Below are 25359 nucleotides of genomic sequence, written 5' to 3' on the forward strand. Positions count from 1 at the left end.
TGAATTTCGGGATTCGTTAAAATTTAATATATAATAAGGGTCTTTTGTTAATTATCATCATTGCGAGATGAACAAATCATTTCGATCGTGACCGATTCAAGATAACTAATATGTTTAGATAATTAGTCTCACCAGTTCCCTATCACCCAGATTACTTTGGTTTTTTTTCTAATGAATACAAATCCTCTTCAATTGAGATCATTTTCTGTTCAATTAGTTTCCGTGCATCTTTAAGAGCCTCATTATAAAAATACGGACCAAGTTCCTCTTTAAAAAATTCAAAGACACTATCTGCAGCCAGAACCCCAATTTTTTCGTCGCGCTCATCGGAAAAAAAACGCTGTATTTCTGCAATCATGCTTTCTTTTTGTTGCCTCGTAAACTTAACAAGCACGGGGATCATTCCTTTACATATGATTATTATTTATTTTCCTTTACAAAAAGAAAAGCTTCAATTTTTTCAACAAGACTCACCAAGCAATAAGTATATCGAAATATTTTAAACTCATGAATCCTTAAATATGAAGTTTGGATATTTGTTCGTGTTTAGCTTGGTTTTTAAGGCTACTTAGTAACTGGATAATTACTAATTTTAAGTTTCATTTTACCAATAAATACTTTCTCACAAAAATATATTGACATTATTCTTTGAGCTCGTATACTTGAATATGTAAACTTTATATGACAAATCCTCATCAAACCGATGAGGTAGAGGTCGCGGCTTTTATGAGTAAAACGGACGAGATGCAGAGACGTCTTTGACTACGTTTAAAAGGAAAAGCTGCCGAAGTGTGCTTGACTCTCTGTAAAAGCATGCTGGGGCTGTTTTCGAATAGGAACAGAACTGTCACGTTATGCCCTACCAGCTAAACGTGTTGAGCTATCTTTCGGAAGGTATGATGCGGGGTATAACGAGCCATTCGAATCTGCTTCGGTGGTTTTTTTTTATTCCAAACTCCTTCCAAAAATAATAAAAAGGAGTTTTTATCATGGCAACAGTAGCAGCTAAAAAACAATCAGCTGATGCAACTAAAGAAACAACGGAATTAAAACGCGGTCTAAAAGCACGGCACTTAACGATGATTTCGCTTGGCGGAACGATTGGAACAGGCCTATTTTTAGCGAGTGGCGGTGCCATTCATACCGCTGGACCTGGCGGTGCCCTTCTATCTTATTTATTAATTGGAATTATGGTTTATTTTCTAATGACTAGCCTTGGGGAAATGGGTGCATACATGCCTGTTGCTGGAAGCTTTAGCACTTATGCAACAAAATTTGTTGATCCTTCGCTTGGCTTTGCACTTGGTTGGAATTATTGGTACAACTGGGCAATTACGATTGCAGCTGAATTGTCAGCCGTAACGATGATTATGAAATTTTGGTTCCCGCATACTCCCTCTATCCTATGGAGCGCTATCTTTTTAGTCATAATGTTTCTATTAAATTACCTTTCTGTTAAAGGATTTGGTGAAGCAGAATATTGGTTTTCGTTAATTAAAGTGGTTACAGTTATTATCTTTGTTATTGCTGGTGCATTAATGATACTTGGAATTATGGGTGGACATGTTATCGGATTTAAAAACTTTACGATTGGGGATGCTCCTTTCCACGGTGGATTTATGTCAATGCTTGGTATTTTCATGGCAGCCGGTTTTTCATTCCAAGGAACAGAACTTTTAGGGATTGCATCCGGTGAAAGTGAAGATCCAGCCAAAACAATTCCACGTGCTGTAAAACAGGTATTCTGGCGTATTCTCCTCTTTTACGTACTTGCTATTGCTGTTATTGGTTTACTTATTCCATATACAAATGGAAATCTTGCAAACGGAGATGTTTCGGTAAGTCCATTTACACTTGTTTTTCAAAAAGCAGGAATTGCTTTTGCTGCCTCCGTCATGAATGCAATCATTTTAACTGCTGTTTTGTCAGCTGGTAATTCCGGAATGTACGCTTCTACTAGAATGCTCTGGGATTTAGCCCGACAAGGAAAAGCCCCTAAATTTCTAGGTAAATTAGACAGTCGCGGTGTGCCTGTTAATGCGTTACTTGTTACATCCCTAGTTGGATGTATTGCTTTTCTTGCATCGTTATTTGGAGATGGAACTGTTTATGTATGGCTATTAAATGCATCAGGAATGTCCGGATTTATTGCGTGGCTTGGGATTGCCATTTGCCATTATCGTTTTCGGAGAGCTTATGTAGCACAGGGAAGAGATCTTGCTAAACTTCCTTACAAATCAAAATTTTATCCCTTTGGACCTATTTTTGCCTTTGTTTTATGTGCGTTTGTTATTTTAGGACAAAACTATGCTGCCTTTATGGGTGATCATATTGATTGGAATGGTGTACTTGTTTCCTATATAGGATTACCATTTTTCCTTATATTGTGGCTTGGCTATAAATTTACAAAGAAAACAAAGATTATCCCATTAGAAAAATGTGATTTAAATAATTAAGACTAAAAGCACGCCGCTTGGCGTGCTTTTTACATGATCAAGGTTAGTTGAAGCTTTTGTTCATTGGCAGTTTTATAATAAAAGCGGTACCTTCCCTATGCTGGCTTTCAACGCTAATTTGACCATGGTGGGCTTCAACAATCCACTTCGCAATGGATAATCCAAGTCCTGTACCACCTTCGGATCTAGTCCGGCTTTTATCACCTCGATAAAAGCGGTCAAAAATATAGGGCAAGTCTTTAGTAGGGATCCCCACACCGGTATCCTTCATGATAATTTTCAGGAGATTTCCCTCTTTTTTACAAGAAATTGATACAACCCCCTCAGGAGCTGTAAATTTAAGGGCATTATCCAATAGGATAACAAAAAGTTGGTGTATTCTTTCTTTATCGCCATAATAGTTGAGATTTTTTTCAGTTGCTTCTTTTAAGTGAATTTTTTTCATAGAAGCAATCGGTTTAAATTGTTCAACAATCAATTGAATCAGTTCATTCATCATAAAATAGTTTGGATTAATTTGCTGCTCATTTGAATCACTTCTTGCTAAGGTAAGCAGCTCCTCAACAAGTTTATTTATCCGTTTTACTTCTGAAAGACTTTTAAAAATCGTTTCACTTTCTTCTTCTACTGTTTTTGAAGGGTGACGAAATAGCAGTTCTAAATGAGTTTGAATAACAGCTAAAGGTGTCCTCAGTTCATGCGAAGCATCTGCAACAAAACGTGATTGCTTTTCCCATGAGCGCTGGATTGGAACGAGTGCTTTGTTTGCCAAGAAAAGACCGGCCAAACATGAAAGGATCAACCCTGCTGCACATCCAAACCCAATTAAGATTAGCATAGTTTTTAATAAATTTACTTCTGGATCAATGTTATATAAGAGCTGAATAAGTTTTATCGGTTTTTTATTTACTTTAAGGTCATGTGTTTGAATCGATACAATTCTGTAGTATTGACCTTTGATTGTAACAGTTTGCGGTTTTTTATCATGTTCACGTGTATATATTTTCGATAGATTCTTTTGCAAAAAAACATTGTTAGGGTAACTCCTTAGCAGCGTCCTGTTCTGTCCCCAAAATAAATAAGCTATTCGTCGTTCCGTTTCATGCTCATTTTCTTCTGGTATTTCTTTCCCACTATGTGCAGTAATGGCTACTGCTTTTTCGTTAAGTTTTTCATCTATGGAAATATAGGTTGAGCGATACATATACACATACAAACTTAGTCCAAAAATACATAATATGAAAAAGAAAACGATGGTATACAAAGAAACTAATTTAAGTTTAGTCTTTCGAAACATCAGTTTCTTCTCCTTTTAGCATAAAACCAATTCCTCGAACAGTTTTAATATAATCTTCCACGTCATACGATGCTAATTTTTTCCGAAGATGATGCACGTAAACATCAACAATATTTAAACCTGCTTCAGAACTAAACCCCCAAATGCGATTGAAAATTTGATCTCTAAGTAAGATTTGCTCTTTATTCCGAATGAAAAATTCGAGTAACAAATATTCTTTTACTGTCAAATTTAATTTTTCATCATTGATATATCCATCATGTTCACTTTCAACAACTTTGATTGGTCCATATGTAAGATCATTTTCAACCATTTCTCCTTTTCCACGGAGGAGAACGCGGATCCTTGCCAGCAATTCAGGTGCAGCAAAAGGTTTAATCAAATAGTCATCTGCTCCCAAATCTAGGCCCTTCACACGATCTTCGACGCTATCTTTCGCAGTTAGAAGTATAATGGGTGTTCGAATTGACTCATCCCTCAATGCTTTCACAATGGAAAATCCGTCCATTCCCGGTAGCATGATATCAAGAATAAGCACGTCATAAATATCTTGTTTTGCTAATTGAAGTCCATCGTAACCATTTAATGCCCTATCCACTTGATAATTTTCCTCTTCTAATATATGAGAAATTCCTTCTAGTAAATTATTTTCATCTTCCACCACTAATATCTTCATGTCTTCCTCCCAGCTTCTTTAACAGCAAGGTTATTTTCAGCAGAATCATACTTATTTACAATAATTATAGGCTTTATTTTTTAAAATAAAATTAAAAATGAATAGATAATTTTTAAAAAGAAAGAGGATATCGCAAAAGGGTCAATTCCTTTTGTGATATCCTCCTCACTATCATTAAAATTCTGCATTTCCAGTTGTTCTTGGAAATGGAATAACGTCCCTTATGTTGGTCATACCTGTTAAATACATAATCAATCTTTCGAAGCCAAGTCCGTAGCCAGCGTGCTTGGTTCCTCCGTATTTTCTTAATTCGAGGTACCACCAGTAATCTTCTTCATTCATACCAAGCTCATTAATTTTATTTGTTAAAACAGCTTCTCTTTCTTCACGTTGACTTCCACCGATTAATTCGCCAATGCCCGGTACGAGCATGTCTGTTGCTGCCACTGTCTTATGATCATCATTTAGTCTCATATAGAATGCTTTAATTTCTTTCGGGTAATCTGTAACGAACACCGGTTTATGAAAAACTTGCTCACATAAATACCGTTCATGCTCAGTTTGCAGGTCTAGTCCCCATTCAACTGGATAAGCAAATTCTGCTCCTGAATTTTTTAACAATTCGATTGCTTCGGTGTATGTTACCCGGCCAAAGTCAGCTGATTTAGCAATATTTAACCTTTCCAACAAGCCCTTATCAACAAAGCTGTTGAAAAATGCCATTTCTTCTGGAGCTTGCTCAAGTACATAGTTAATTACATATTTAACCATTTCTTCACCAAGATCCATAATATCAGGAAGTTCACCAAATGCTATTTCTGGTTCAATCATCCAAAATTCTGCCGCGTGTCTGGCAGTATTTGAATTTTCCGCTCTGAATGTTGGTCCAAACGTGTATACATTGCGGTAAGCTAGTGCAAAAGCTTCAGCTGTTAATTGTCCGCTAACCGTTAAATTTGTTTCTTTATTAAAGAAGTCCTGTTTTACATCAACTTTCCCTTCATCATTTTTTGGAAGGTTGTCAAGATCCAAAGCTGTTACTCTAAACATTTCACCGGCACCTTCTGTGTCACTTCCAGTAATAATTGGTGTATGTACGTAAACAAAACCTTTTTCTTGGAAAAATTTGTGTACTGCAAAGGATGCAAGTGATCTAACACGAAAAACAGCCGAAAAAGTATTTGTTCTTGGCCGTAAATGGGCAATCGTCCGTAAATATTCAAACGTGTGTCTTTTCTTTTGTAATGGATAGTCGACGTTTGACGTCCCTTCTATTACGATTTCGGTTGCTTTTATTTCAAAAGGCTGCTTTGCCTGTGGAGTTAATAGAAAGTGCCCAACCACTTTTATCGATGAGCTAATCGGAAGCTTAGAAATTTCCTTAAAATTCTCCATTTGATCATCAAAAACTATTTGTACACCTTTAAAGAAGGTTCCATCATTCAACTCTATAAAGCCAAATGTTTTTGAATCACGGATAGTACGAACCCATCCCGATAATTGAACCTGTTGCTCCTTATATTTTTCGGAATTACGGTATAAATCCTTAATAAGGGTATCTTTCATTATTTGGTTCCTCCTATTTATTTCTATAAAAGTTTATTTCTATAAAAGAGTAAAAACCTCCCATCCCAAGGGACGCAAGGTAAAATTCTACGGTACTATCCAACTTGTAACAATAGGACAGGCTTACAACAATGAACAAGCTCTCCATCCTTGTTGGTTAGATCGTCCAACCTAAAAAGGATACTGTCATTATAGGTAACAGTCCCGCTAAACTTTTATCCTTCACCATTATATATAATATTATAGGAAATAATCAATATACATTAGTCCTAACGCAGTATAAATAAAGCAAAAAAAACGATTTGTTGGCAAATAAGCTAAACTGACAAAAAAAGAAAATATTTATCAAAAATTATCCAAAAAGAAATATTTTTCTGAATATTCTGCAGGAATTTTCAAGATTACAGCGAAATGTATATTTATATACTTTTTCGGGGAGGAATATTTCGATGGACAAAGTAACATGTATTGCTTTTATTCTTTATCAATCTGCCAATAAACAGGAAGTAAAAGAAATGGCCATCCAATTATTAAATGGTGAAATTTCTCTTCGGGATTTGAAAAAGAATTTGACCGTTCTACCTTACCTTACATCTGCTGAATTATTGGTTAAAAAGAACAAAATTGATAAAACACTGGTTCAAGAATTTGCAGCCAAGTTTCTTTTGGTTGAGGCTTAAAAAGTTTTTCTGGTAAAGAATTAATGCTAATGATTTCACACATAGCATAAAATCCCCTTTTGATTTTTTACAATAACTGTATTATAATAGTAAAATCCTAATGATTCCCAAAAAGATTGTACCTTCTTATTTTCTTTACTAATACCCAAGCGAATTCGATTTGCACCGCGCTTGACCATCTCTTTTTCGTTATGTCCCTAGCCTTGCAACCCAAATCCATAACCTAGATCGTCTCTACGAATCCAAGCCAAGTGGTATGGTCCTTTTGATTTTCATCATATTATTCATTACCCTATTTAAGTGTCGTCAACTTTAATAAAAACACTAACGGTATTAGGGTTTTGAAAGTCTCCAATCATTTCATTTTCCTGTTCATGTGTCTCTCCTGTTTTCGATAACATTCTATAGTTGTTTAAAATGTCAAAGTAGTATAAAGATTTTCTAAAAAAACATGCAAAACTAATATAGGAAATCAAAACATTATATAATAATAAAATAATTAGAAAAAAGGTGATTTTATGATGGTACAAATAAACGTTAGAGTAAATTATAGAGGCAGGGATTATTTAACAAATGTCATTACAACCAACCATACATCTGAAGCAGAGATTTTACGCCTAGCCTCTGAACAAGTTCGTAAACAATGGAATAAATGAATATATATTATTTAAACCAAAAAGGAAACGTTATTTACATAAAATAATGTTTCCTTTTTTATAATAAGATATGAAAATCTTTAGATTAGATCAAAGGTCTTGGGGTCAACGTTTTTCAAAAGCGGGCTAAGAGCACCCCTCGCGAATAAATAAAGTTCATGCATAGCCCGTGTACATACAGTATAGAATAGTTTCTGCTCATTTACACTGCTGTATTGGGAACTATCATATATAATAACAGCATCAAACTCAATCCCCTTTGCAAGATAGGATGGAATCACTAATATACCTTTCTCATAGGAAATAGTCCCTTTTTCAATTAAATTTAATTGTATTTCCATTTTAAGGATATCGTAAACTTGTTTGCTCTCTTGTGCCGTTCTGCAGATTACTGCAATCGTTTGATGTCCACTGCTTTGAAACTGCTCAATTTTCTGAACAACTAAGCTGTTCAGTTCATTCTGGGCGTTTACGATCTTTACGGTTGGTTTCTTGCCTGGCCGATTAAACGGTTGAATTTTTCCTCCGTATTCAAGTAAGCAACTGGTAAATTCAACGATAGGTTTGGTCGATCGATAAGTTTTCATTAATATATACGTCTCAACTTCTTCGTCCTTGACTGCCAAATCGGAGAGGACAGTACCAGAATCAATTGCACCAGAAAATATTGCTTGATTAACATCGCCTAAAAGTGTCATTTTACTATTAGGGAACAGCTGCTGAATAAACGCGAATTGAAAAGGGGAATAATCCTGCGCCTCATCAATGAAAATATGCCGAATAACATTATTCGATATCCTGCCCTCAAGTAACCCCTTCAAATAGACAAACGGCGTTGCATCTTCAAAGGGAATTTCCAGGTTGTTTATGTTTGTAATGGTTTGATAACAAATGGTATCCCAATTGTCTGAAAAACTTTCTTTTACATGTTCTTCGTTACTAAATAATTGTTGATAAATCCCGGGAAGATCAATAAACTTAAGCTTCTTTATCCTTTTAAATAACGGTTTGAATTTTTCTTTAACCACCATTTCAGCCAAAATTCTTTGTTCTTGATCAAAATCATCAAATGAACTACTGGTATAGTGCTTTTTTTCTTCGAGATGTTTAAATGCCTCTACATAATCCCCCTTTTCAAGAAACTGGATTTCTTCCTCTACCCAGCTTGTGGAACGTTCCTTTTTCACCCTTTTTTTCAATTCCTTCAATATCCAATCCTTTACAAGCTCCATCCGATTTGGGATGGAAAAGCTTTGATCTAGAGAATAAAAATATTTCGAAATTATTGCTTTTGAAATGATGACCTCATTTCGGAAGATAATGTCTTTAAAGAGTAATCCTCGTGTAGATAGGCTAGAAACGTATTGGTCTATTAGTTGTTTGAAATCAAGACTCGCCTTAAAACGAATCCCATTAATTCGCCCTAGATCCTTCTCCCCGTTTGATAGTAAAAACTCCATCTGCTCAAATTGGTCCTCAACAGTAAATTCTCTTCCTATCCGTTGGTTTAAATATTCCTGGAAGGTGGATTGCTGCATATTTTCCTCTCCTAGCTCTGGAAGGACGGTTGCAACATAGCTATTAAATAAAGGGTTTGGAGAAAATAAAAGAATATTTTCTGATCTTAACGTGTCACGATAGCGGTAAAGTAAATAGGCAACACGTTGAAGTGCAGCTGACGTTTTTCCGCTGCCTGCAACACCTTGTACAATTAACAGTTTAGCATGTTCATTTCTAATAATTTGGTTTTGTTCACGCTGAATAGTTGCAACGATACTTTTCATCTGAGAATTCGCATTGTTCCCAAGAACCTCCTGAAGCATCTCATCTCCAATCGTTACTCCTGCTTCAAACATTCCCTTTATTTTGGAACCTCTAATTATAAATTGCCTTTTCAATTCCATTTCACCAGATATTGTTCCTTCAGGAGTATCATAAAAAGCTGGGCCAGGTGCATAGTCATAATAAAGACTGGAGATTGGGGCGCGCCAATCATAAATAATAAAGTTCTCATCATGTTCATCCATAAAAGAAGCAATCCCAAGATAAATACGATCAGCAGACTTTTCCCCATTTTCAAGAAAGTCAATCCTTCCAAAATATGGTGAATCCTTTAACCTAGCAAGCGTTCTTAGTTGTTTAGTAAGCTGAGAATTCGTTCGTTCACGTTCTGAAAGCAGCTCTGCTTGTTGCTTAATACTTGCGGCAGTTTCTGCAACATCATCAGGTTCATCAAAGTTAACTGTTACATCATTCCAGAATGTCTTTCTAATTTCAAGAACATCTGAGCTAACCTTTCCTGCATTGTTCTTAAGTTTATTAGCCTTCTTATCGATTTCCTTTGTAACGAAATTAACTCTTTCTTGCTCTACATCCCAATCTTTACGTTGAATATCGCCCATCTAACCACTCTCCCAAAAATATATGCACTATGACAAGTGATATTTTATATTTTATATGTAAAGCTTCTCAGGTTTTTTGCCTTTTCATAGTAAACTATGCAGTAGTTAATTACTATTTAGCAGGAATTTTTGGCTTTTAAGGTAAATTTTAGTTTACATCGAATCCAAACTCCTTGCAAACAAAATTTGATTACCGGTAGTATCTGATGTTAAATAAAATTTTATTGGTTACTTTCAAGTTTTAAATATCCTTCCTCAGCATCACTTACAGCAATGTTAAAAAAATAAAAATTTGATTGACAACAATAGAACTACAACATATAATTTATCTTGAATCAAGTTATTCTTAATTTGAGATATATAATTTCAAACTAACTTATGGAAGAGGAGATTTTAAAATGACAAAAACAAAATGGGCTATTGACGCAGATCATAGCAGTGTAGACTTTTCAATTCGCCACATGATGATTGCAAATGTAAAGGGAACTTTTCACAATTTCAATGCAACTGTTGAAGCGGATGTAACAGATTTAACAGATGCAACAATTGACTTTGCTGTCGAAATTGCAAGTATCGACACTCGTGCCAAAGACCGTGATGCACATTTAAAATCAGCAGACTTCTTTGATGTTGAGAAATACCCTGAAATGACTTTCCGTTCAACAACTATTAAAAAAACTGGCGAGGGCGAATACGATGTCACTGGTGATTTAACTATTCACGGTTTTACAAAACCAGAAACCTTCTCAGTAACATTTGAAGGCCAAGGTAAAGATCCATGGGGAAATGAAAAGGTTGGCTTTAGTGGTAAAGGAACGATCAACCGTGCTGACTATGGTTTAGTTTGGAACTCAGCATTAGAAACAGGCGGCGTGCTTGTCGGGGATAAAGTGAAAATTAGCCTGCAAATTGAAGCATCAAAAGCAGAATAATCCTTAAATGGAATTGTTCCTTTTGTGACTAGAAAATAAGTAAACCCAAATAAATATCTTCTTTGACAATAAGAAAAAGGCATATCCATTCTAAAATGGAATCAAAAAACCCCCCTTTTTTGCTCCATTTAGCATATGCCTGATTCCAAGCTAAAAGTATACCAAAGGCAGGTGATTTGCTTTTACACATCACGGCCTCATTAAGAAAATGATTAAAAGTTTCCGTTTAGCTACGTATTAAAAGAAACGTTCATCACTATGGGATAAACGTTTCTTTTTTTAGTTGTTTTTAATTTTAATTAGGGTCTACCCTCGAAGCAGACGACATACTAAAATCTTCAGAGTATATGGTCTTTATTATCATCTACTTTTAACCAGCAATCTGACTGCTTCTTCAACTAGCTTAGACGTTTCCCCATCTCCTGATTCAATTGAGTCCCGTAGGCAGTGCTCAAGGTTTGAGCTAACGATTACGGCTATAGTCCGGTCAATCGCTGAGCGGGCAGCGGACAACTGGGTAATTACTTCCTTACAATCTTTTCCTTCTTCCATCATTCTTAATATTCCTTTAATTTGGCCTTCTGCCCGTTTTAAACGATTCTTTGATTTATCATTATAGATCAAATTAGGTCACCTCTGTTATTTCCCATTTTAAACGATCCCTAATAGGAAGTCTATGTTAGTTAGATAAACAAATTTTAACCTGAATCTTCAGCATCACCAAGGAAAATAGCTACTCCACCAATCTCAATACCATCAATTAATTCTTCTTTACTGCTGCAGGTATATGTATCTAAGGGTTATAAACTTATCACAATTAACCTGCGATGCTTACATTCCATCAATCCAAAAAAAAATAAAGCAACCATCTTATATGATTACTTTATAAAATAAGCTTTCTAGCAAGCCCTATTGGGCAACAACAAAATTACTGCGATATTCATTTGTATTGTTATGATTTTCTTTGCGTGTTACTTCGTCGATCTTATGTATGAACATTTGAAAAACCCGCTTTTTTTCTTCTAAATCCTTTATGTCCTCTTTAAGTTTATTATAACTTTCTTCAAAAGGTTTATGGTATCTCTCGCGAATGCTTTTGATAATATCATTATTTACTGTTGATTGGATCACTTGCTTGGTTATACCATACTTATAGGAATAAAGCTTTAATTCTTGTGAAACTTGCTCATATTCCTTATCTATTTCAGCGAGAACCTGGGAAATATCGTCTTTCCATTCATCAAGTGATTTTTGTAAATACGTTTTAGCTGCTGATTCTTCCATATGATCACCTACTACATTAAGTTTATTTTTACATTATAACAATTTTAGTTTACAAAACGATTTCTTCACGGTTACAATTCCATTTAAAAATCAGTCTGCTAAAGGATTGAACAAACGCCTATCCAATTGGATAGACGTTTTTAACGAGGTAATCATTAAATTAGATTCCACTTTCAATTCCCCCACATTGATGCGCTAGCAATAATGTACAGAAACAATAGCAAGTGCTATCAATTTTATATTTTTTATATAGCTTAAATTTTTACTGACAGGTATCTATTTAATAACTCAGTACGAATTAAATCTTTTGTGGTTATAAATGCCCATAAAAAGGTGACTTTCCCCCCGATGAAATGGTAGACTAACTTCATAAACTACCTAAGGAGAACATATATGATTCATTATAAAGTATTATTTTTAGATATTGATGGAACGACCATTAGACCTGATGACACGATCGAAGAATCAACTAAATTGGCAGTCTCAAAGGTTCAGGACCAAGGGGTGGAGGTTTTTTTGGCAACTGGCCGCCCCCTTCATGAGATTCAGAGTATTGCAAAGGCATTAAACGTAAAATCCTTTATTGGTTATAACGGGGCATACGGCATTTATAAAGGAGTTGATTTATTTCAAGAACGAATGATGGCTGACATGGTTGCAAATTTTTTAAGAATTTCAAAGAATTTCGACCATGAGATGGTGATGTATACAAATAATCACAATGCATTCACCTCTTTGGAAAAGCCTACCGTTGAAAAGTTTATAAAAAAATTTCATTTAAACAAAAACAAATTATTTTCAAATGATGTTATTAATGATGTTCTTGGGATTACGCTAATGGATGTAAAAGGAAATGAATACCTACATTATTTAAATGACCATCGAATTCACCTAACTCAAGTCAATGTTGAAGGAATGGAAAATTGCTATGACGTGATTAGGGATAACGTTAATAAAGGTTTTGGCGTCAATTGTGTTTTAAAACATTTAGGCATAGGAAAAGAAAGTTCAATTGCTTTTGGGGATGGCTTAAATGACAAGGAAATGTTAATGAATGTCGGCGAAGGTTTTGCGATGGGTAACGCTCATCCTGATCTTTTTGCTTATGCTAAACATAAAACAACTTCGGTGACCGACTCAGGTATTTACAATGGTTTAAAAGCACTGGGATTGCTAGACTACACAGAGTGAGGAGAAATATTTTGAAAATCAGCGTTATAAAAAGAGAAGCTAAATTAACATTAAAAGGCAGATGGGGTTTTGCTATCTTGCTTTCAATTATCACATTTGGAATTTGTTCAATCATTCCATTATTGGTTGAAATATTATTCAGCGGTGGATTTACATCCTGGTCAAATCAGGAAAATCCACCAATTACAGCACAACTCGTCTCATTAATTTTTACGATTGCCCTATATCCTATTCTTTTTGGCTATTACTCCAGCTTTCTTGATATGGAAAGAAGTAAGCAGGTGGAAATTAAAAATTTGTTTTATGCGTTTGATGCTTCGGTTTATTTTAAAGTGATTGGGGTCTACGTGCTGACAGCTTTATATACGTTTCTTTGGAGCCTGTTATTTCTTATTCCCGGCATAATAAAATCTTTTGCCTATTCACAAGTTTATTTTGTATTAAAAGACAACCCGAAGCTCTCCCCTAACAATGCTATCAAAGAAAGCAGGAAATTAATGCATGGCAATAAAGGGAAATACTTTGTGTTAATTTTAAGTTTTATCGGCTGGGGTGTACTGGGGGTTATATCATTATTCATTGGATTTTTGTGGATTGTTCCTTACTACACAGCAACGCTAGCATCCTTTTATGAAAGTTTAGTAAAAACAGAGTCTGCAAAACAAACGCTCTCGTAAAAAAAATGCAGTGCGGAAATCATATCCGTACTGCATTTTTTCTTTCCTATTTCGCATAAGAGCAATTACGCCTCTTACTTCGCCCTTAAGGTGCTTGCAAATCAGTGAGTTTTCTTTAAATTTTCGTAAAAATGATTCCTAATAAAGCAGAAAAAACCCCAATAATCTGGTACAACTTCAATCTTTCCTTAAAAAGCAGGTATCCTGCAAAAACGACTACTAAACAATTCAGGCTCACAATCGGAAAGACGATGCTTGCCTTTCCCGTTTCTAAAGCATAAAAATAACTGCTATACCCTATAACACTGATCAAACCCACAACAGTTCCAACACTTACCTCTGATCGCTTCCATTTCTCTTTACCAAAAATGCTGCAAACCGCTAAATAGATGCTTCCCCCACCGTACATTGCGATTAAAGTATTTAAAGAATCAATATGCAGATAGGATGTTGTTTTCATTAAAATGCCTAATACCCCAAAAGAAATAATCGCTAAAATGACCCGAATAACCCATGGCAAATAATTTATATTGCTATTTGAATTTGGCGCATATTGAATGATTACCGCAGAACCAAGCATGATGATAATCCCTATCCACTGCAGAATCGTTATATGTTCGTGGAAAATTATCGCAGCACTCAAAATAGGTAAAAATACGTTTGTTCCAATGATTGGTGATGTTAAACTCGCCGGACCTTTTTCAAACGCTTTTGACATTTGAATATTCCCATTTGCATTTAATATTCCAATCAACGAACCCAGTAAAATGGTCATTACGTTCAAGTGTAAAGACCCGATTACGACTGCATAGCCAAGTGTAAGTAAAAAAGCAACAAAATAAAAGAAAAATTGAATATGTACTTTTGAGAGACCATTCCCTGTACTCCATTTAAAAATGGTATTGTTTGTTCCAAAACTAACTGTTGTAATAAATGCGGCCCCAATCCACATGCTAAACCTTCTCTCCCCTTGATTTTCCCTTTAATGATAATCCTCATTTTTACTATTTTACAATACTTTTTTGTCAATTTTTCTAATGATTTGGAAAATCATCGTGAAAAATGTTGCTATTTATATGAAATAGTCTTGTTTTGATAACTTTTGTCTGTAAGCAGGAAAAAGGGATACTGCATGGTGAATTACTATCCAAGGATATATCTATTAGACATAAATGGAAGGGTGAAATGAAAGTGGGAGCCTATACATTAAAAGAAGTTTCAAAAATAATAAATGTTTCAACAAGCACCTTAAAGCAATGGGAAAAGGACTTAAGCGACCTACTCGTTATTCCACGTTCAAAACAAGGTGCACGCATTTATTCAGACGATGAAATAAACAAGCTGCTCGAAATAAAAGATTGGGAAGCAAAAAATTTGGGAAAGGTAGAAATTCGCAATATGCTCCTGCAACAGCTGCCAAGCCTTGAAAAATCTGAAAGTGTTGTTTTCGACTCGGCATTACCTGTTCTGTCTGAAATAGAGGAACAACCCTCAGTTTCAAATGACCTCTCAAAATGGAACCAAGATCAGTTCTTTTTGACCATGGATCAATATAAACAATCTTTCTTAAATGAAGTAAAGGAAGAAATTAGAAGCGTTGTTCGGACCGAAGTAGTTGAAGAGGTTAAAAAAGAAATTTCGAAAGGGACCTTTACCACCGTAAAAACACTCTCAGATTCCCTTTACAAATCAAGTGCCAATGTTCAGGAGGAGATTAAGGAATTATACTTTACCGTTCAAAAAACCTCTGATGTCACTGACAAAACATTTAGCAGACTAGAAAAAACATTAACAGATCAAGCATTCGAAACATCGGAAGAATTTTATTCAATTTCAAAGCAGCTTGCTGAAACCTCCGAGGAACTATCACATTATATTGATGTTACAAATAATGAAATCGGTACACTGGTAGAATCCCTTGAGAAAGATCGTGAATACTTTGTTGCCAACCATGAAAATCTCCGCAGCGAAATAAGACAGCGTGAAATTGCTTTTCAAGGCATGCTGTCAAGCTTTAGGGTTGCCGCTTCAGCTAAAGAACGAAAATGGTGGAAATTTTGGTAAAATTCATTGATTTTTTCTTCTTCCTTATATTTAGCCTTTGCGACTAATCGATCCTTGTATTCCTGTTTTTGTTCCATGCAATGAATTCATTCAGATGGGGGGATTTATATTGAATACAGGTGAAGTTGCTAAATTATTAGGTGTATCAATAAGTACCATCCAACGCTGGGTAAAGCAATTAGGGCTGCCAATGGAAAAAAATGAACGTGGTCATTACTTATTTAAAGACGAAGACATTGAACTTATAAAACAAATTCACCATAAAATTCAGCAAGGTGTCTTGCTCCAGGATATTGCACCACTTTATGAAAAAAAGTCAAGGCAAGGTGCACTAAAAGATGCCAAGAACGATCAAGCTATTGAAATGTTATCTACAAAAATGTCTGAAATGGAGACGAGATTGAATGCAAAAGCAGATTCGGTTACCTCCTATCAACTCATACAACACCGCAGAGAAATAGAAGATTTACAAAACCAAATAAAAAACCTAATAAATAGAATCGCCACCCTCGAAAGTCAATTGAAAACTCAGCCAAGTAATGAAAAAGCGCCTGTCCTTGAACATGTAGACAAAGGAAGGAAAGCAAAGAAAAAGAATTTTGTCAGCGGATTATTCGGGTTTTGAGTATAAAAAGCTAAAGCGCCAGTTTAACGGGATTAACTAATTGATGGGCGACTATCGGCACTACCTTTCTGGCGGTAATGTTCTTAAACGAAGACGAAAACAAAGGCAGGATCAAATGATGATCCTGCCTTTGTTTTCCCCCTTTACAACCTTAATTCGACTATTGGAGAAGTGTATTTTTTTATTAAATAACTGCCTAAAAAAATGCAGATTGCAAGTGAAAAACAAATTAGCAAAAGATAATGTGTAGAAACAAAACTTAAAAACTTTTCAGGAACTATTGTGTCTACAGTCTTAATAATAAACCCGTGAAATAAATAAACATACAAAGTTCGTTGACCAATCACTGTTACTTTATATTGATTCGATGGAATTAAAGCTAAAAAACCAAAGATAACAATTAAAGTCCCTGCATATTGGCAGACCCGAATCAATCCATCAATGATTTCTTCTTTTCCCATCCCGGCATAAGATGTGTCTCCAAACATCCATGTGAGCGAGACTTCTGGTAAACTTGCTGAGATGATAATTGTAACAATCATAATCAAAATTCCAATTGGAAAGGCAATTTTATTTCGGATAATCTTAGTCAACTGTTCGCGTTGTAATAAAAACCCTAGCAGGAAGTAAGGAAAAAAGACAAATGTTCTTGACAAACTTAAAAAACTGCCAATATTGTCAACATAGCCAATGCCAATTCCTAGAGCAACAGCAATAAAAAAACCAATCCAACCTAACCGGGCAAAAACATATAATAATAGATTCCAACAAAATAAGCTTAATAAAAACCAAAGCGTCCAATGAGGATGAAATAAATCAATCTTAACGGCAGTTGATTGACCATTCCAAAAATAAAAGAGCGAATAGATCACTTGAAATATCACATAAGGAATCAATATTTTTTTAAAAGCTTTTCTTACATAGCCCTTTTTTCGAAAGCCTTTTGCAAAATATCCAGAGATCAGGATAAATGCTGGCATATGAAAGAGAAAAATAAACGTGTACAATGTGGAAAGTAGATTATCTTTTCCTTTTAATGGACTAATAACATGTCCAAACACAACTAAAAAAATCAAAATGAATTTTGCATTATCAAAATATTGACTCCTTTTTGATGACGAAGCCACTCCAATCACCTCGAAGATTTTCTCACAAAAAGGTTTTTCCTATAATTATCTTACCATAAATCTGTTTTTTTACTTTATCATAGTAAAGCTAAAAATTCCAACTGAAATATATTACATCATTCTTAAGGTACTATGCCTTATTATACAGGATGAATATGACAGCCGTATGAAGAAACAGTTAACGTAGCGTTTCGTACCTGTTACAAATCAGCTGAAAATCTTTCTATAAAAAGCTTACAAACTAAAGCTTAAGTAAACACTTCTCTTGATTTAATCTTTTAAAGGAAACTAGGAAACCATATTATTTTGAGAGAATAAAAATAACTGGTAAAATTTATTTGGAATAATTCAACTCCCTGTTAGTAATACCTTTAAGAAAGAAGATGAATTGATGGTTAATCAAATGCATTTAAACGATATTCCTTATTCAATACTAGACCTATCTCCAATTATCAAGGGTGGCACTCCAGCTGATTCGTTAAAAAACACACTGGATCTAGCGCGTCATGCAGAAGAATGGGGCTTCAATCGATACTGGCTGGCCGAACATCATAACTCTTTTGGAATAGCCAGTTCAGCAACCTCAGTTGTCATTGGTTATGTTGCTTCAGGAACAAGCACGATTCGAGTCGGCTCCGGTGGAATCATGTTACCAAATCATGCCCCGCTAGTTATTGCTGAACAGTTCGGAACACTCGAATCGTTGTTCCCGGGAAGAATTGATCTTGGACTTGGACGTGCACCAGGTACCGACCAAATAACTGCAAACGCACTGCGACGGGACATCTATAGTAATGGACAGGATTTCCCTGAGTTGGTCCAAGAACTTCGGGGGTATTTTGCTCCCCCATTACCTTCAGAAAATAAACCTGTTCGGGCAATTCCAGGGGAAGGTTTGAACATCCCGATTTGGTTGTTAGGGTCGAGCGGCTACAGTGCGCAATTGTCAGGGCTGTTAGGCTTACCATTTGCTTTTGCAAGCCATTTTGCGCCTGAAAATACATTGCAGGCCCTGGAAATATACCGACGAAATTTTCGGCCTACGGAGGAATTAAACAATCCCTATGCTATGGTCGGAGTAAACATCATTGCCGCGGATTCGGATGAAGAAGCACAATGGCTGGCAACATCGTTGCAGCAGAACATTTTAAACTTAATCCGCAATAACCGTGTTCAATTGCAGCCTCCGGTTGAAAATATTTATGAACTGGCAAACGATTACGAAAAGGCAGTGTTACAGCAGCGGCTTCAGACAACGTTCATTGGCAGTCCGGAAACGATTAAACCTAAACTTCATACTTTCTTAAACAAAACAAATGCGAACGAAATCATTGTAAATGCACAAATTTATGATCACCAGGCCAGATTACACTCGTATGAATTGGTCGCTGAAATTGTCGAAGCTAGAAAAAGATAATTTGGATATAAAAAAGGCAGCCTTTTTAAACAAGAGCTGCCTTTTTTCTCATTTCTGCTTTAATTGGTCAATCACTTTGTTCAGATAAAGTTGATATTTTCCCTTTACTTCTGCCAAATCAATGGACAAGGACCCTGCCACCAGCTTTACACTTTCATCATCAAAACATAGGGAAGTACCGAAATTTCTTTTAATAAACCGCTCAGCGTTTTCAAAGTTTTCAAACGTTTGCTCGATCTGCTTCCCATTATGGAACACCAAATAAGAGCGATTCTCTTGTGATGTAATATAGGAGACTTCCTTTTTTCTATTTTGAAAAACAGTAGCAAAGCCAGCATCCTTTAAGTTTAGTTCATTGCGAAGCGGATCAGGCTTTATTGTTGGAAGTTCAAAGACATTCACAACAAATTTAGCAAATGCATCGTGAGATAATTCACTTCCAGAAGCTTTCGGGTGCCCTCCCCCGCCAAATCTTTTTGCAAATTCTGCTACATTTACTTCATCATGAATTGTTCGAAATCCCATTTTTTTTCCGCTGACATTCATTAACACGATCATATCCAAGTGTGGATTTAATTTATTTAAAGCATTTCCCAATTCGGATAAATATTGCTCGGCATGAACAATTCCGCAACAATATTCGTCTACAAAGGCTTGGACGATTTGCCTGTTTTTTGATTGGATGTACCGGTTTATTTTATTTTCTTCGATATCCAGTATCAGCGTTTCAGTCTCTGTTAAGGAAAAGGAATCTGGATTCTGGGAAATTCTTCTTAGTAGCTCCTCCTCAAAATGTTCCCGGTCCATTATGTAAAATAGATCGTTCAACCGTTTAGCTGTTATATTATTATTTTCGTCCCATTCCCACGTATCATACTGGCGTACTAAATCAACAAATTCCGTGATTGATGGGGTCGGGTTTAGCACATTTCGCTCCACTAGGTGATCATAGAATAACGAAGTAGCACACGTTTTTTTTCCTGAATCATATTCAACCTTAATATGTCCCCATGCATAGTTATTAAAATGCAGGGCTGTCACATGATGATCAATGACACTAACAGGATGTCCTGCATTAAAACGCTTGGCCAATTTATTTTCAACTGCTTCACTTACAGAAAGATCGGTAATATACATTTCTTCTGCCTGATGCTCAGGATTATCGATAAATGCTTCAACACGCTGATTCAAGTTGCGATACGAACAATATGCAACATTTACTCGTTCTCCAAATGCAAGTTTTGCTAAGATCCCACATCCCAGGCCATCCAAATCAATATCAGTAAATAGCTTTATCATCTTTACCACCATCCATTTTTTCATAAAAGTTAGTTTGGTTTGAAACGAGTAATTTTATACTAAAAAGGAAAACAAAGCAAAAAAAATGCCTCTGAATCTAAATTCAGGAGGCCAAAACAGAGCATAGCGGTCAAAGCTAAGCTCCAAATTATAGGAGGTCTAAACTTAGAAAGTTTATCCTCTCTCATTTTATCAAATTATAGGAAGATTTCAACAGTTTAATTCATTAATGTATTTCAGCGCAAAAGCAATAAATATCACTTTTTTTATTTATATATAGAAAAATAATTGATAAACTTTATAATGAAAAGAAACAATCCAACATGTCAGAAGGGATCTATTTGGAAAAAATTAATCAAAGAAAAGATCATCCATTAAAAAATTTTGTTATCACACTTTGCATTGCTTTTAGCGGTGCCCTGCTGTTTAGTTTTATAAAAACACCGATTCCATGGTTACTTGGATCAATGACTGCAGTGCTGATTGGCTCAAGGTTTGGAAAAATCCATCTATTTTGGCCAAAATTCATTCGGGAGATCGGGTTAATTATCGTTGGTTATTCGATCGGCTTGTCCTTTACAAGAGGTGCTGTTCTCCAAATACTCGTAAAATTACCATCTATTGTAGTAATGACCACGTCTCTCATCCTTCTTTGTGCTGGAATTGCATTTGTTGTCTCCAAGCTTACGGGAGTTGACTACCCTACCGTGCTGATAGGAAGCATCCCAGGGGGACTTTCGCAAATGATTATTTTCGCTGAAGACATGGAGGGGATTGACATCACCACCGTCACCTTTCTCCAAGTTGCGAGAGTAATAATGATTATTTTCATCGTTCCATTTCTGGCATTTAGCCCCTTTTTTAATAATGGGCAAGCAATCTCAGCTAATAACGTAATTACTCATTCCATGCAATCAGCTGACCCCTTATTTCCGAACATCATTCTGTTTGCATCCATTTGTATTGCTTTTGCTATAATTGGAAAAAAGCTGAGATCCCCAGCTCCATTTCTGGTAGGTCCAATCCTTGGAACGGCAATCATTAGTCTTTCTGGTTTACATGGATCAGCCTTACCGACATCAGTTCTAGATCTTTCACAATTCATGATTGGAGGATACATCGGCTTATTACTGAAACCGGAAAAATTGCAGCATAAAGCAAAAATCATTTCACTTGCTCTTTTGAGTGGAATCGTCATGATTGGCTGTTCTGTAGGATTAAGTATGATACTCATTCATCTGGACCCTGTTACGCCTTCTACAAGTTTATTAAGCTTAGCGCCAGGCGGGATGGATCAAGTAGGAATTCTTGCCCATGAAATCCATGCTGATTTAGCAATGGTGACTGGATACCAACTATTTCGTTTGTTTTTCATTTATTTTGTTGTCCCACCTGTCCTAAGGTATTTGTTTACTAAAGTCGTTCGAAAAACAGCAAAGTCTGCTTAACTAAATTGAGGCAACAGTTTTGGTGGTTTATACCAATTTACCAATAAAAAGAGATTTGTTTTTCCAATGTAAAACTAGTCGAAACCTAAAAAATTTAGTATTATATGAAAATGGGTTTATTATAAAGAAAAGCGGATGCGCCTGAGTAGGAATGGCGCTAGATTAAATTCTGATACTACAAAGCGAGGATAATTATAAAAAATGAGTCTATTAACTGTTGAAAATTTAAGCCATACATTTGGGGATCGGACTTTATTTAAAGACGTTTCATTTCGATTACTTGCTGAAGATCACGTAGGACTTGTCGGTGCAAACGGCGTTGGTAAATCCACCTTAATGAATATAATTACAAACCAACTGATTCATGACAGCGGCCGGGTAGAATGGACACCTGGTACTCATTATGGCTATTTGGATCAGCATACTGTTTTAACGCCAGGTAAAACAATGCGTGATGTTTTACGTGATGCCTATTTGCCACTTTTTGAAAAAGAAAAAGAATTAAACGAGGTTACTTTAAAAATGGCTGATGCCACTCCGGAGGAGCTTGAAGACCTTTTAGAAAAAATGGGCGAAATTCAGGATGCTCTTGATGCTGGCGGCTTTTATAGCTTGGAATTGAAAATAGAAGAGGCAGCCCGCGGATTAGGCCTTGATGCAATCGGTTTAGAGCGGGATGTAGCAGCACTGAGCGGCGGTCAACGTACTAAAGTTCTTCTCGCCAAGCTTCTTTTGGAGCAGCCGAAGGTTTTGTTACTGGATGAACCGACAAACTATTTGGATGTGGAACATATTCAATGGTTGTCCTCCTATTTAAAGGAATATCCATATGCGTTTATCTTGATTTCCCATGACACTGAGTTTATGAATTCTGTCTCAAATGCTATTTTTCATCTTGAATTTTCTAAACTTTCCCGTTATACAGCAAGTTACGAAAAATTCTTGGAGCTTGCCGAAATCAATAAAAACCAACATATTAACGCCTATGAGAAACAGCAGGAATTTATAAAGAAACAGGAAGATTTTATTGCGAGGAACAAATCACGCTATTCTACCACTGGAAGGGCAAAAAGCCGCCAGAAACAGCTGGACCGTATGGAGCGGATTGACCGTCCAGAAACGGCGGTAAAGCCAACATTCGAATTTAAAGAATCCCGTTCAAGCAGCCGCTATGTATTTGAGGCGAAGAATTTAGAAATTGGCTACTCTCACCCATTGCTTCCAAAAATGGATATAGTGATTGAACGGGGAGAAAAAGTTGCCATTATCGGGTGTAACGGGGTTGGAAAATCAACCTTACTTAAAACAATGCTTGGTAAGATTCAACCATTATCAGGTTCAACAGAGCGCGGTGACTTCCTCTTCCCTGCTTATTATGAACAGGAAGTAAAAGCCGAATCGATTACTCCTATTGATGCTATCTGGAATGCCTTCCCGTCAATGGATCAACGTCAAGTACGGGCTGCCCTTGCCCGCTGCGGTCTGAAAAATGAGCATATATCCCGCCCGTTAAACCAGCTCAGCGGTGGTGAACAAGCAAAAGTCCGTCTTTGCAAGCTTCTCATGAATGAGAGCAATTGGATTTTATTTGACGAGCCGACCAATCATCTTGATATCACGGCAAAGGAAGAGCTAAAACGTGCATTAAAAGCATACAAAGGAACTGTTGTTTTGGTTTGTCATGAACCGGACTTTTACGAAGATTGGGTAACAAAAGTCTGGAATGTTGAAGAATGGGCCCAACAAACGGTTTAGTTTTCATCCCCCCTCCGTTGGGGGATTTTTTTTGTTTGATATGTAAAGGTTTGAAAATCCATACTAATACTGTAAAATTAACAAAGTGTGTTTTTACATAATTAATTCTATTAAGAGGTGAGTACTTTATGAAAAAATGGTTTTCGGCACTAATCGTCGTATTACTAGCATTTTCTTTGGCCGCCTGCGGTCAAGCTGAGAAAAAAGAAGATAAAGGAACAAAGGAATCAGCAACAAAGACGACATCAAAAGAAGTATTTAAAATTGGCGCAATTCCTGATCAGAACGCGGCTGATTTAAGTAAAGGTATGGGAGCTGTTGCTAATTACTTAAGTGAAAAAACAGGCATGAAGGTCGAGTTTGTCCCTTCTGTTGATTACGCTGCACTCGTTACTGCCTTTCAGCGCGGTGATATTCATTTAGCATGGTTTGGCGGATTAACGAGTGTTCAGGCAAGGAATCTTGTCCCTGGAGCAGAATCAATTGTCCAGCGTCCGCGTGATGCACAGTTCCACTCTGTATTTATTGCCCAAAGCTCATTACCAATCAACAAATTACAAGATTTAAAAGGAAAATCCTTTACGTTCGGCAGTGAAAGTTCAACATCAGGTCATTTAATGCCGCGTTATTATCTAATAGAAGCCGGAATCGATCCAAATACAGATTTCAATGGCAAACCTAACTTTTCTGGATCACATGATACGACTTATAAGTTAGTCGAATCTGGTGCATTTAATGCTGGCGCTTTAAATGAAGCCGTGTGGCAGGCAGCTGTAAAGGATAAAAAAGTTGATACAAATAAAGTAAAGGTTTTTTACACAACCCCTCCCTATTATGACTATAACTTTATGATTAACAGTAATGTTGAAAAAGTATTTGGCAAAGGGACAAATCAAAAAGTGAAGAGCGCCCTTTTATCGATTACAACAAAGCAAAAAGAAATTACAGACTTCTTCCAAACTGACAAGTTCATAGAAACGAAAAACAAAAATTACGATAAGATTGAAAAGGTTGCAAAACAATTAAAGATGGTTCAGTAGTAGGTGTAAAAATAATGACTTCAAAAATCATAATCGAAGCAAACCAAATTTCGAAACACTTTGAGCGGAAGATAGCTTTATCTTCCCTTTCTTTTACTATTTATCAAGGTGAGCGAGTTGCTTTGATAGGATCAAGCGGTGCAGGTAAAACGACTCTCCTCAATACGATTGCAGGATTGGTTACATTAGAATCAGGCACGCTCATCATCGATGAAAAGCCACTTTCTCAATACAAAAGTGGAAAAATATTTGCTAAAAAAGTCGGCGTAATCCGTCAGCAATTTGATCTTATCGGTCCGCTTGCGGTTGTTCATAACGTCCTAGCAGGTAAATTATCAGAATGGGGGTTTTTTAAATCTCTTCTCTCGCTGGTAATCCCGCAAGAAAAGGATGCTGCTGCTAAAGCTCTCACCCGTGTAGGCCTGGCAAATAAACTATACGAACGAACAACCAATTTATCGGGCGGTGAACAACAACGTGTGGCACTGGCAAGATTAATAGTCCAAAATCCGGAAATAATTTTAGCGGATGAACCTGTTGCCTCCCTCGATCCGGCCAGAGCGGAGGATATTTTAACTATGCTGACAAAACTAGTAACTGAAGAAAATCAAACATTGATTGCCAGCATGCATTCCGTTGAATATGCCCGTAAGTTTTTCACAAGGATCATTGCCTTAAAAAACGGCGGATTATTTTTTGACTTACCAACAGAAAAGGTAACCGATGACATGTTAACTAACCTTTATCAAATTAAGGAGCAAGAATAA

The 25359-nt window shown here is 36.2% G+C and carries 23 protein-coding genes and 1 riboswitch; of the genes, 13 read left to right on the forward strand and 10 right to left on the reverse strand.

Features of this window, described 5'->3' with window-relative positions:
- Positions 1–151: 151 nt before the first annotated feature.
- On the reverse strand, positions 152–394 hold the full coding sequence (locus tag JN080_RS15090; protein ID WP_256236834.1) for a DUF2164 domain-containing protein: 243 nt from the start codon (positions 392–394) through the stop codon (positions 152–154).
- Between the two features lie 307 nt (positions 395–701).
- A riboswitch (Lysine riboswitch) is annotated at positions 702–891 on the forward strand.
- A 98-nt stretch (positions 892–989) separates the two neighbouring features.
- Between JN080_RS15090 and JN080_RS15095 the strand changes: the two genes are divergently transcribed.
- Positions 990–2456 (forward strand): amino acid permease, encoded by a 1467-nt coding sequence (locus JN080_RS15095; protein WP_256236835.1) that lies wholly within the window; start codon positions 990–992, stop codon positions 2454–2456.
- A 43-nt stretch (positions 2457–2499) separates the two neighbouring features.
- Here the strand turns inward: JN080_RS15095 and JN080_RS15100 are convergent, their stop codons facing one another.
- The 3 genes from JN080_RS15100 to asnS form a co-directional block, all read right to left on the reverse strand.
- Complete coding sequence (locus tag JN080_RS15100) at positions 2500–3753, reverse strand: sensor histidine kinase (RefSeq protein WP_256236836.1); 1254 nt, start codon at positions 3751–3753, stop codon at positions 2500–2502.
- Positions 3737–4429: a response regulator transcription factor gene (locus JN080_RS15105; RefSeq protein WP_256236837.1), complete on the reverse strand. Its 693-nt coding sequence runs from the start codon at positions 4427–4429 to the stop codon at positions 3737–3739. The genes JN080_RS15100 and JN080_RS15105 overlap by 17 nt, the downstream gene beginning before the upstream one ends.
- A 174-nt stretch (positions 4430–4603) precedes the next feature.
- Positions 4604–5995, reverse strand: a complete 1392-nt coding sequence (gene asnS, locus JN080_RS15110) for an asparagine--tRNA ligase (RefSeq protein WP_256236838.1) — start codon at positions 5993–5995, stop codon at positions 4604–4606.
- Positions 5996–6444: 449 nt separating this feature from the next.
- Here asnS and JN080_RS15115 point away from each other — a divergent pair, with 449 nt between their 5' ends.
- Positions 6445–6675 carry a hypothetical protein gene (locus JN080_RS15115; protein ID WP_256236839.1) on the forward strand — a complete coding sequence of 77 codons (231 nt, stop codon included), beginning with the start codon at positions 6445–6447 and terminating at the stop codon, positions 6673–6675.
- Between the two features lie 521 nt (positions 6676–7196).
- Positions 7197–7331: a BA3454 family stress response protein gene (locus JN080_RS15120; RefSeq protein WP_256236840.1), complete on the forward strand. Its 135-nt coding sequence runs from the start codon at positions 7197–7199 to the stop codon at positions 7329–7331.
- A gap of 80 nt (positions 7332–7411) precedes the next feature.
- Here JN080_RS15120 and helD read toward each other — a convergent pair whose 3' ends face one another.
- The gene (gene helD, locus JN080_RS15125; protein WP_256236841.1) at positions 7412–9733 is read right to left on the reverse strand and encodes an RNA polymerase recycling motor HelD; all 2322 of its coding nucleotides are present in this window, start codon (positions 9731–9733) and stop codon (positions 7412–7414) included.
- Between the two features lie 398 nt (positions 9734–10131).
- On the opposite strand from helD, the gene JN080_RS15130 reads away from it, so the two are divergent.
- A complete protein-coding gene (locus JN080_RS15130; protein WP_256236842.1) occupies positions 10132–10665 on the forward strand; it encodes a YceI family protein in 534 nt (177 codons plus the stop codon).
- Between the two features lie 360 nt (positions 10666–11025).
- On the opposite strand, the gene JN080_RS15135 is transcribed toward JN080_RS15130, so the two are convergent.
- Together JN080_RS15135 and JN080_RS15140 are read right to left on the reverse strand one after the other, a co-directional pair.
- On the reverse strand, positions 11026–11289 hold the full coding sequence (locus JN080_RS15135) for a metal-sensitive transcriptional regulator (protein ID WP_256236843.1): 264 nt from the start codon (positions 11287–11289) through the stop codon (positions 11026–11028).
- A 285-nt stretch (positions 11290–11574) separates the two neighbouring features.
- Entirely contained in the window at positions 11575–11949 is a 375-nt protein-coding gene (locus JN080_RS15140) for a hypothetical protein (protein WP_256236844.1), read from the reverse strand.
- Between the two features lie 393 nt (positions 11950–12342).
- Between JN080_RS15140 and JN080_RS15145 the strand changes: the two genes are divergently transcribed.
- Positions 12343–13140: an HAD family hydrolase gene (locus JN080_RS15145; RefSeq protein WP_256236845.1), complete on the forward strand. Its 798-nt coding sequence runs from the start codon at positions 12343–12345 to the stop codon at positions 13138–13140.
- An 11-nt stretch (positions 13141–13151) separates the two neighbouring features.
- Positions 13152–13817 carry a DUF975 family protein gene (locus JN080_RS15150; protein ID WP_256236846.1) on the forward strand — a complete coding sequence of 222 codons (666 nt, stop codon included), beginning with the start codon at positions 13152–13154 and terminating at the stop codon, positions 13815–13817.
- A gap of 115 nt (positions 13818–13932) precedes the next feature.
- Here JN080_RS15150 and JN080_RS15155 read toward each other — a convergent pair whose 3' ends face one another.
- Positions 13933–14769, reverse strand: coding sequence for a DMT family transporter (locus JN080_RS15155; protein WP_256236847.1), 837 nt, complete (start codon positions 14767–14769; stop codon positions 13933–13935).
- A gap of 239 nt (positions 14770–15008) precedes the next feature.
- On the opposite strand from JN080_RS15155, the gene JN080_RS15160 reads away from it, so the two are divergent.
- Positions 15009–15881 carry a MerR family transcriptional regulator gene (locus JN080_RS15160; protein ID WP_256236848.1) on the forward strand — a complete coding sequence of 291 codons (873 nt, stop codon included), beginning with the start codon at positions 15009–15011 and terminating at the stop codon, positions 15879–15881.
- Between the two features lie 109 nt (positions 15882–15990).
- The gene (locus JN080_RS15165) at positions 15991–16506 is read left to right on the forward strand and encodes a MerR family transcriptional regulator (RefSeq protein ID WP_256236849.1); all 516 of its coding nucleotides are present in this window, start codon (positions 15991–15993) and stop codon (positions 16504–16506) included.
- A 143-nt stretch (positions 16507–16649) separates the two neighbouring features.
- On the opposite strand, the gene JN080_RS15170 is transcribed toward JN080_RS15165, so the two are convergent.
- Positions 16650–17633 carry an acyltransferase family protein gene (locus JN080_RS15170; protein WP_256236850.1) on the reverse strand — a complete coding sequence of 328 codons (984 nt, stop codon included), beginning with the start codon at positions 17631–17633 and terminating at the stop codon, positions 16650–16652.
- 391 nt (positions 17634–18024) lie between these two features.
- On the opposite strand from JN080_RS15170, the gene JN080_RS15175 reads away from it, so the two are divergent.
- The gene (locus JN080_RS15175; RefSeq protein WP_256236851.1) at positions 18025–19050 is read left to right on the forward strand and encodes an LLM class flavin-dependent oxidoreductase; all 1026 of its coding nucleotides are present in this window, start codon (positions 18025–18027) and stop codon (positions 19048–19050) included.
- A gap of 48 nt (positions 19051–19098) precedes the next feature.
- Here the strand turns inward: JN080_RS15175 and JN080_RS15180 are convergent, their stop codons facing one another.
- The gene (locus tag JN080_RS15180) at positions 19099–20349 is read right to left on the reverse strand and encodes a DHH family phosphoesterase (protein ID WP_256236852.1); all 1251 of its coding nucleotides are present in this window, start codon (positions 20347–20349) and stop codon (positions 19099–19101) included.
- Between the two features lie 341 nt (positions 20350–20690).
- On the opposite strand from JN080_RS15180, the gene JN080_RS15185 reads away from it, so the two are divergent.
- The 4 genes from JN080_RS15185 (at position 20691) to JN080_RS15200 (ending at position 25359) form a co-directional block, all read left to right on the forward strand.
- Complete coding sequence (locus tag JN080_RS15185) at positions 20691–21797, forward strand: AbrB family transcriptional regulator (protein WP_256236853.1); 1107 nt, start codon at positions 20691–20693, stop codon at positions 21795–21797.
- A gap of 201 nt (positions 21798–21998) precedes the next feature.
- On the forward strand, positions 21999–23552 hold the full coding sequence (locus JN080_RS15190) for an ABC-F family ATP-binding cassette domain-containing protein (RefSeq protein WP_256236854.1): 1554 nt from the start codon (positions 21999–22001) through the stop codon (positions 23550–23552).
- 128 nt (positions 23553–23680) lie between these two features.
- Positions 23681–24592 carry a putative selenate ABC transporter substrate-binding protein gene (locus JN080_RS15195; RefSeq protein ID WP_256236855.1) on the forward strand — a complete coding sequence of 304 codons (912 nt, stop codon included), beginning with the start codon at positions 23681–23683 and terminating at the stop codon, positions 24590–24592.
- A 14-nt stretch (positions 24593–24606) separates the two neighbouring features.
- Positions 24607–25359: a phosphonate ABC transporter ATP-binding protein gene (locus JN080_RS15200; protein ID WP_256236856.1), complete on the forward strand. Its 753-nt coding sequence runs from the start codon at positions 24607–24609 to the stop codon at positions 25357–25359.

This window comes from Bacillus sp. EB600 (assembly GCF_024494385.1).
In the GTDB taxonomy this organism is placed as follows: Bacteria; Bacillota; Bacilli; order Bacillales; family Cytobacillaceae; genus JAEVLT01.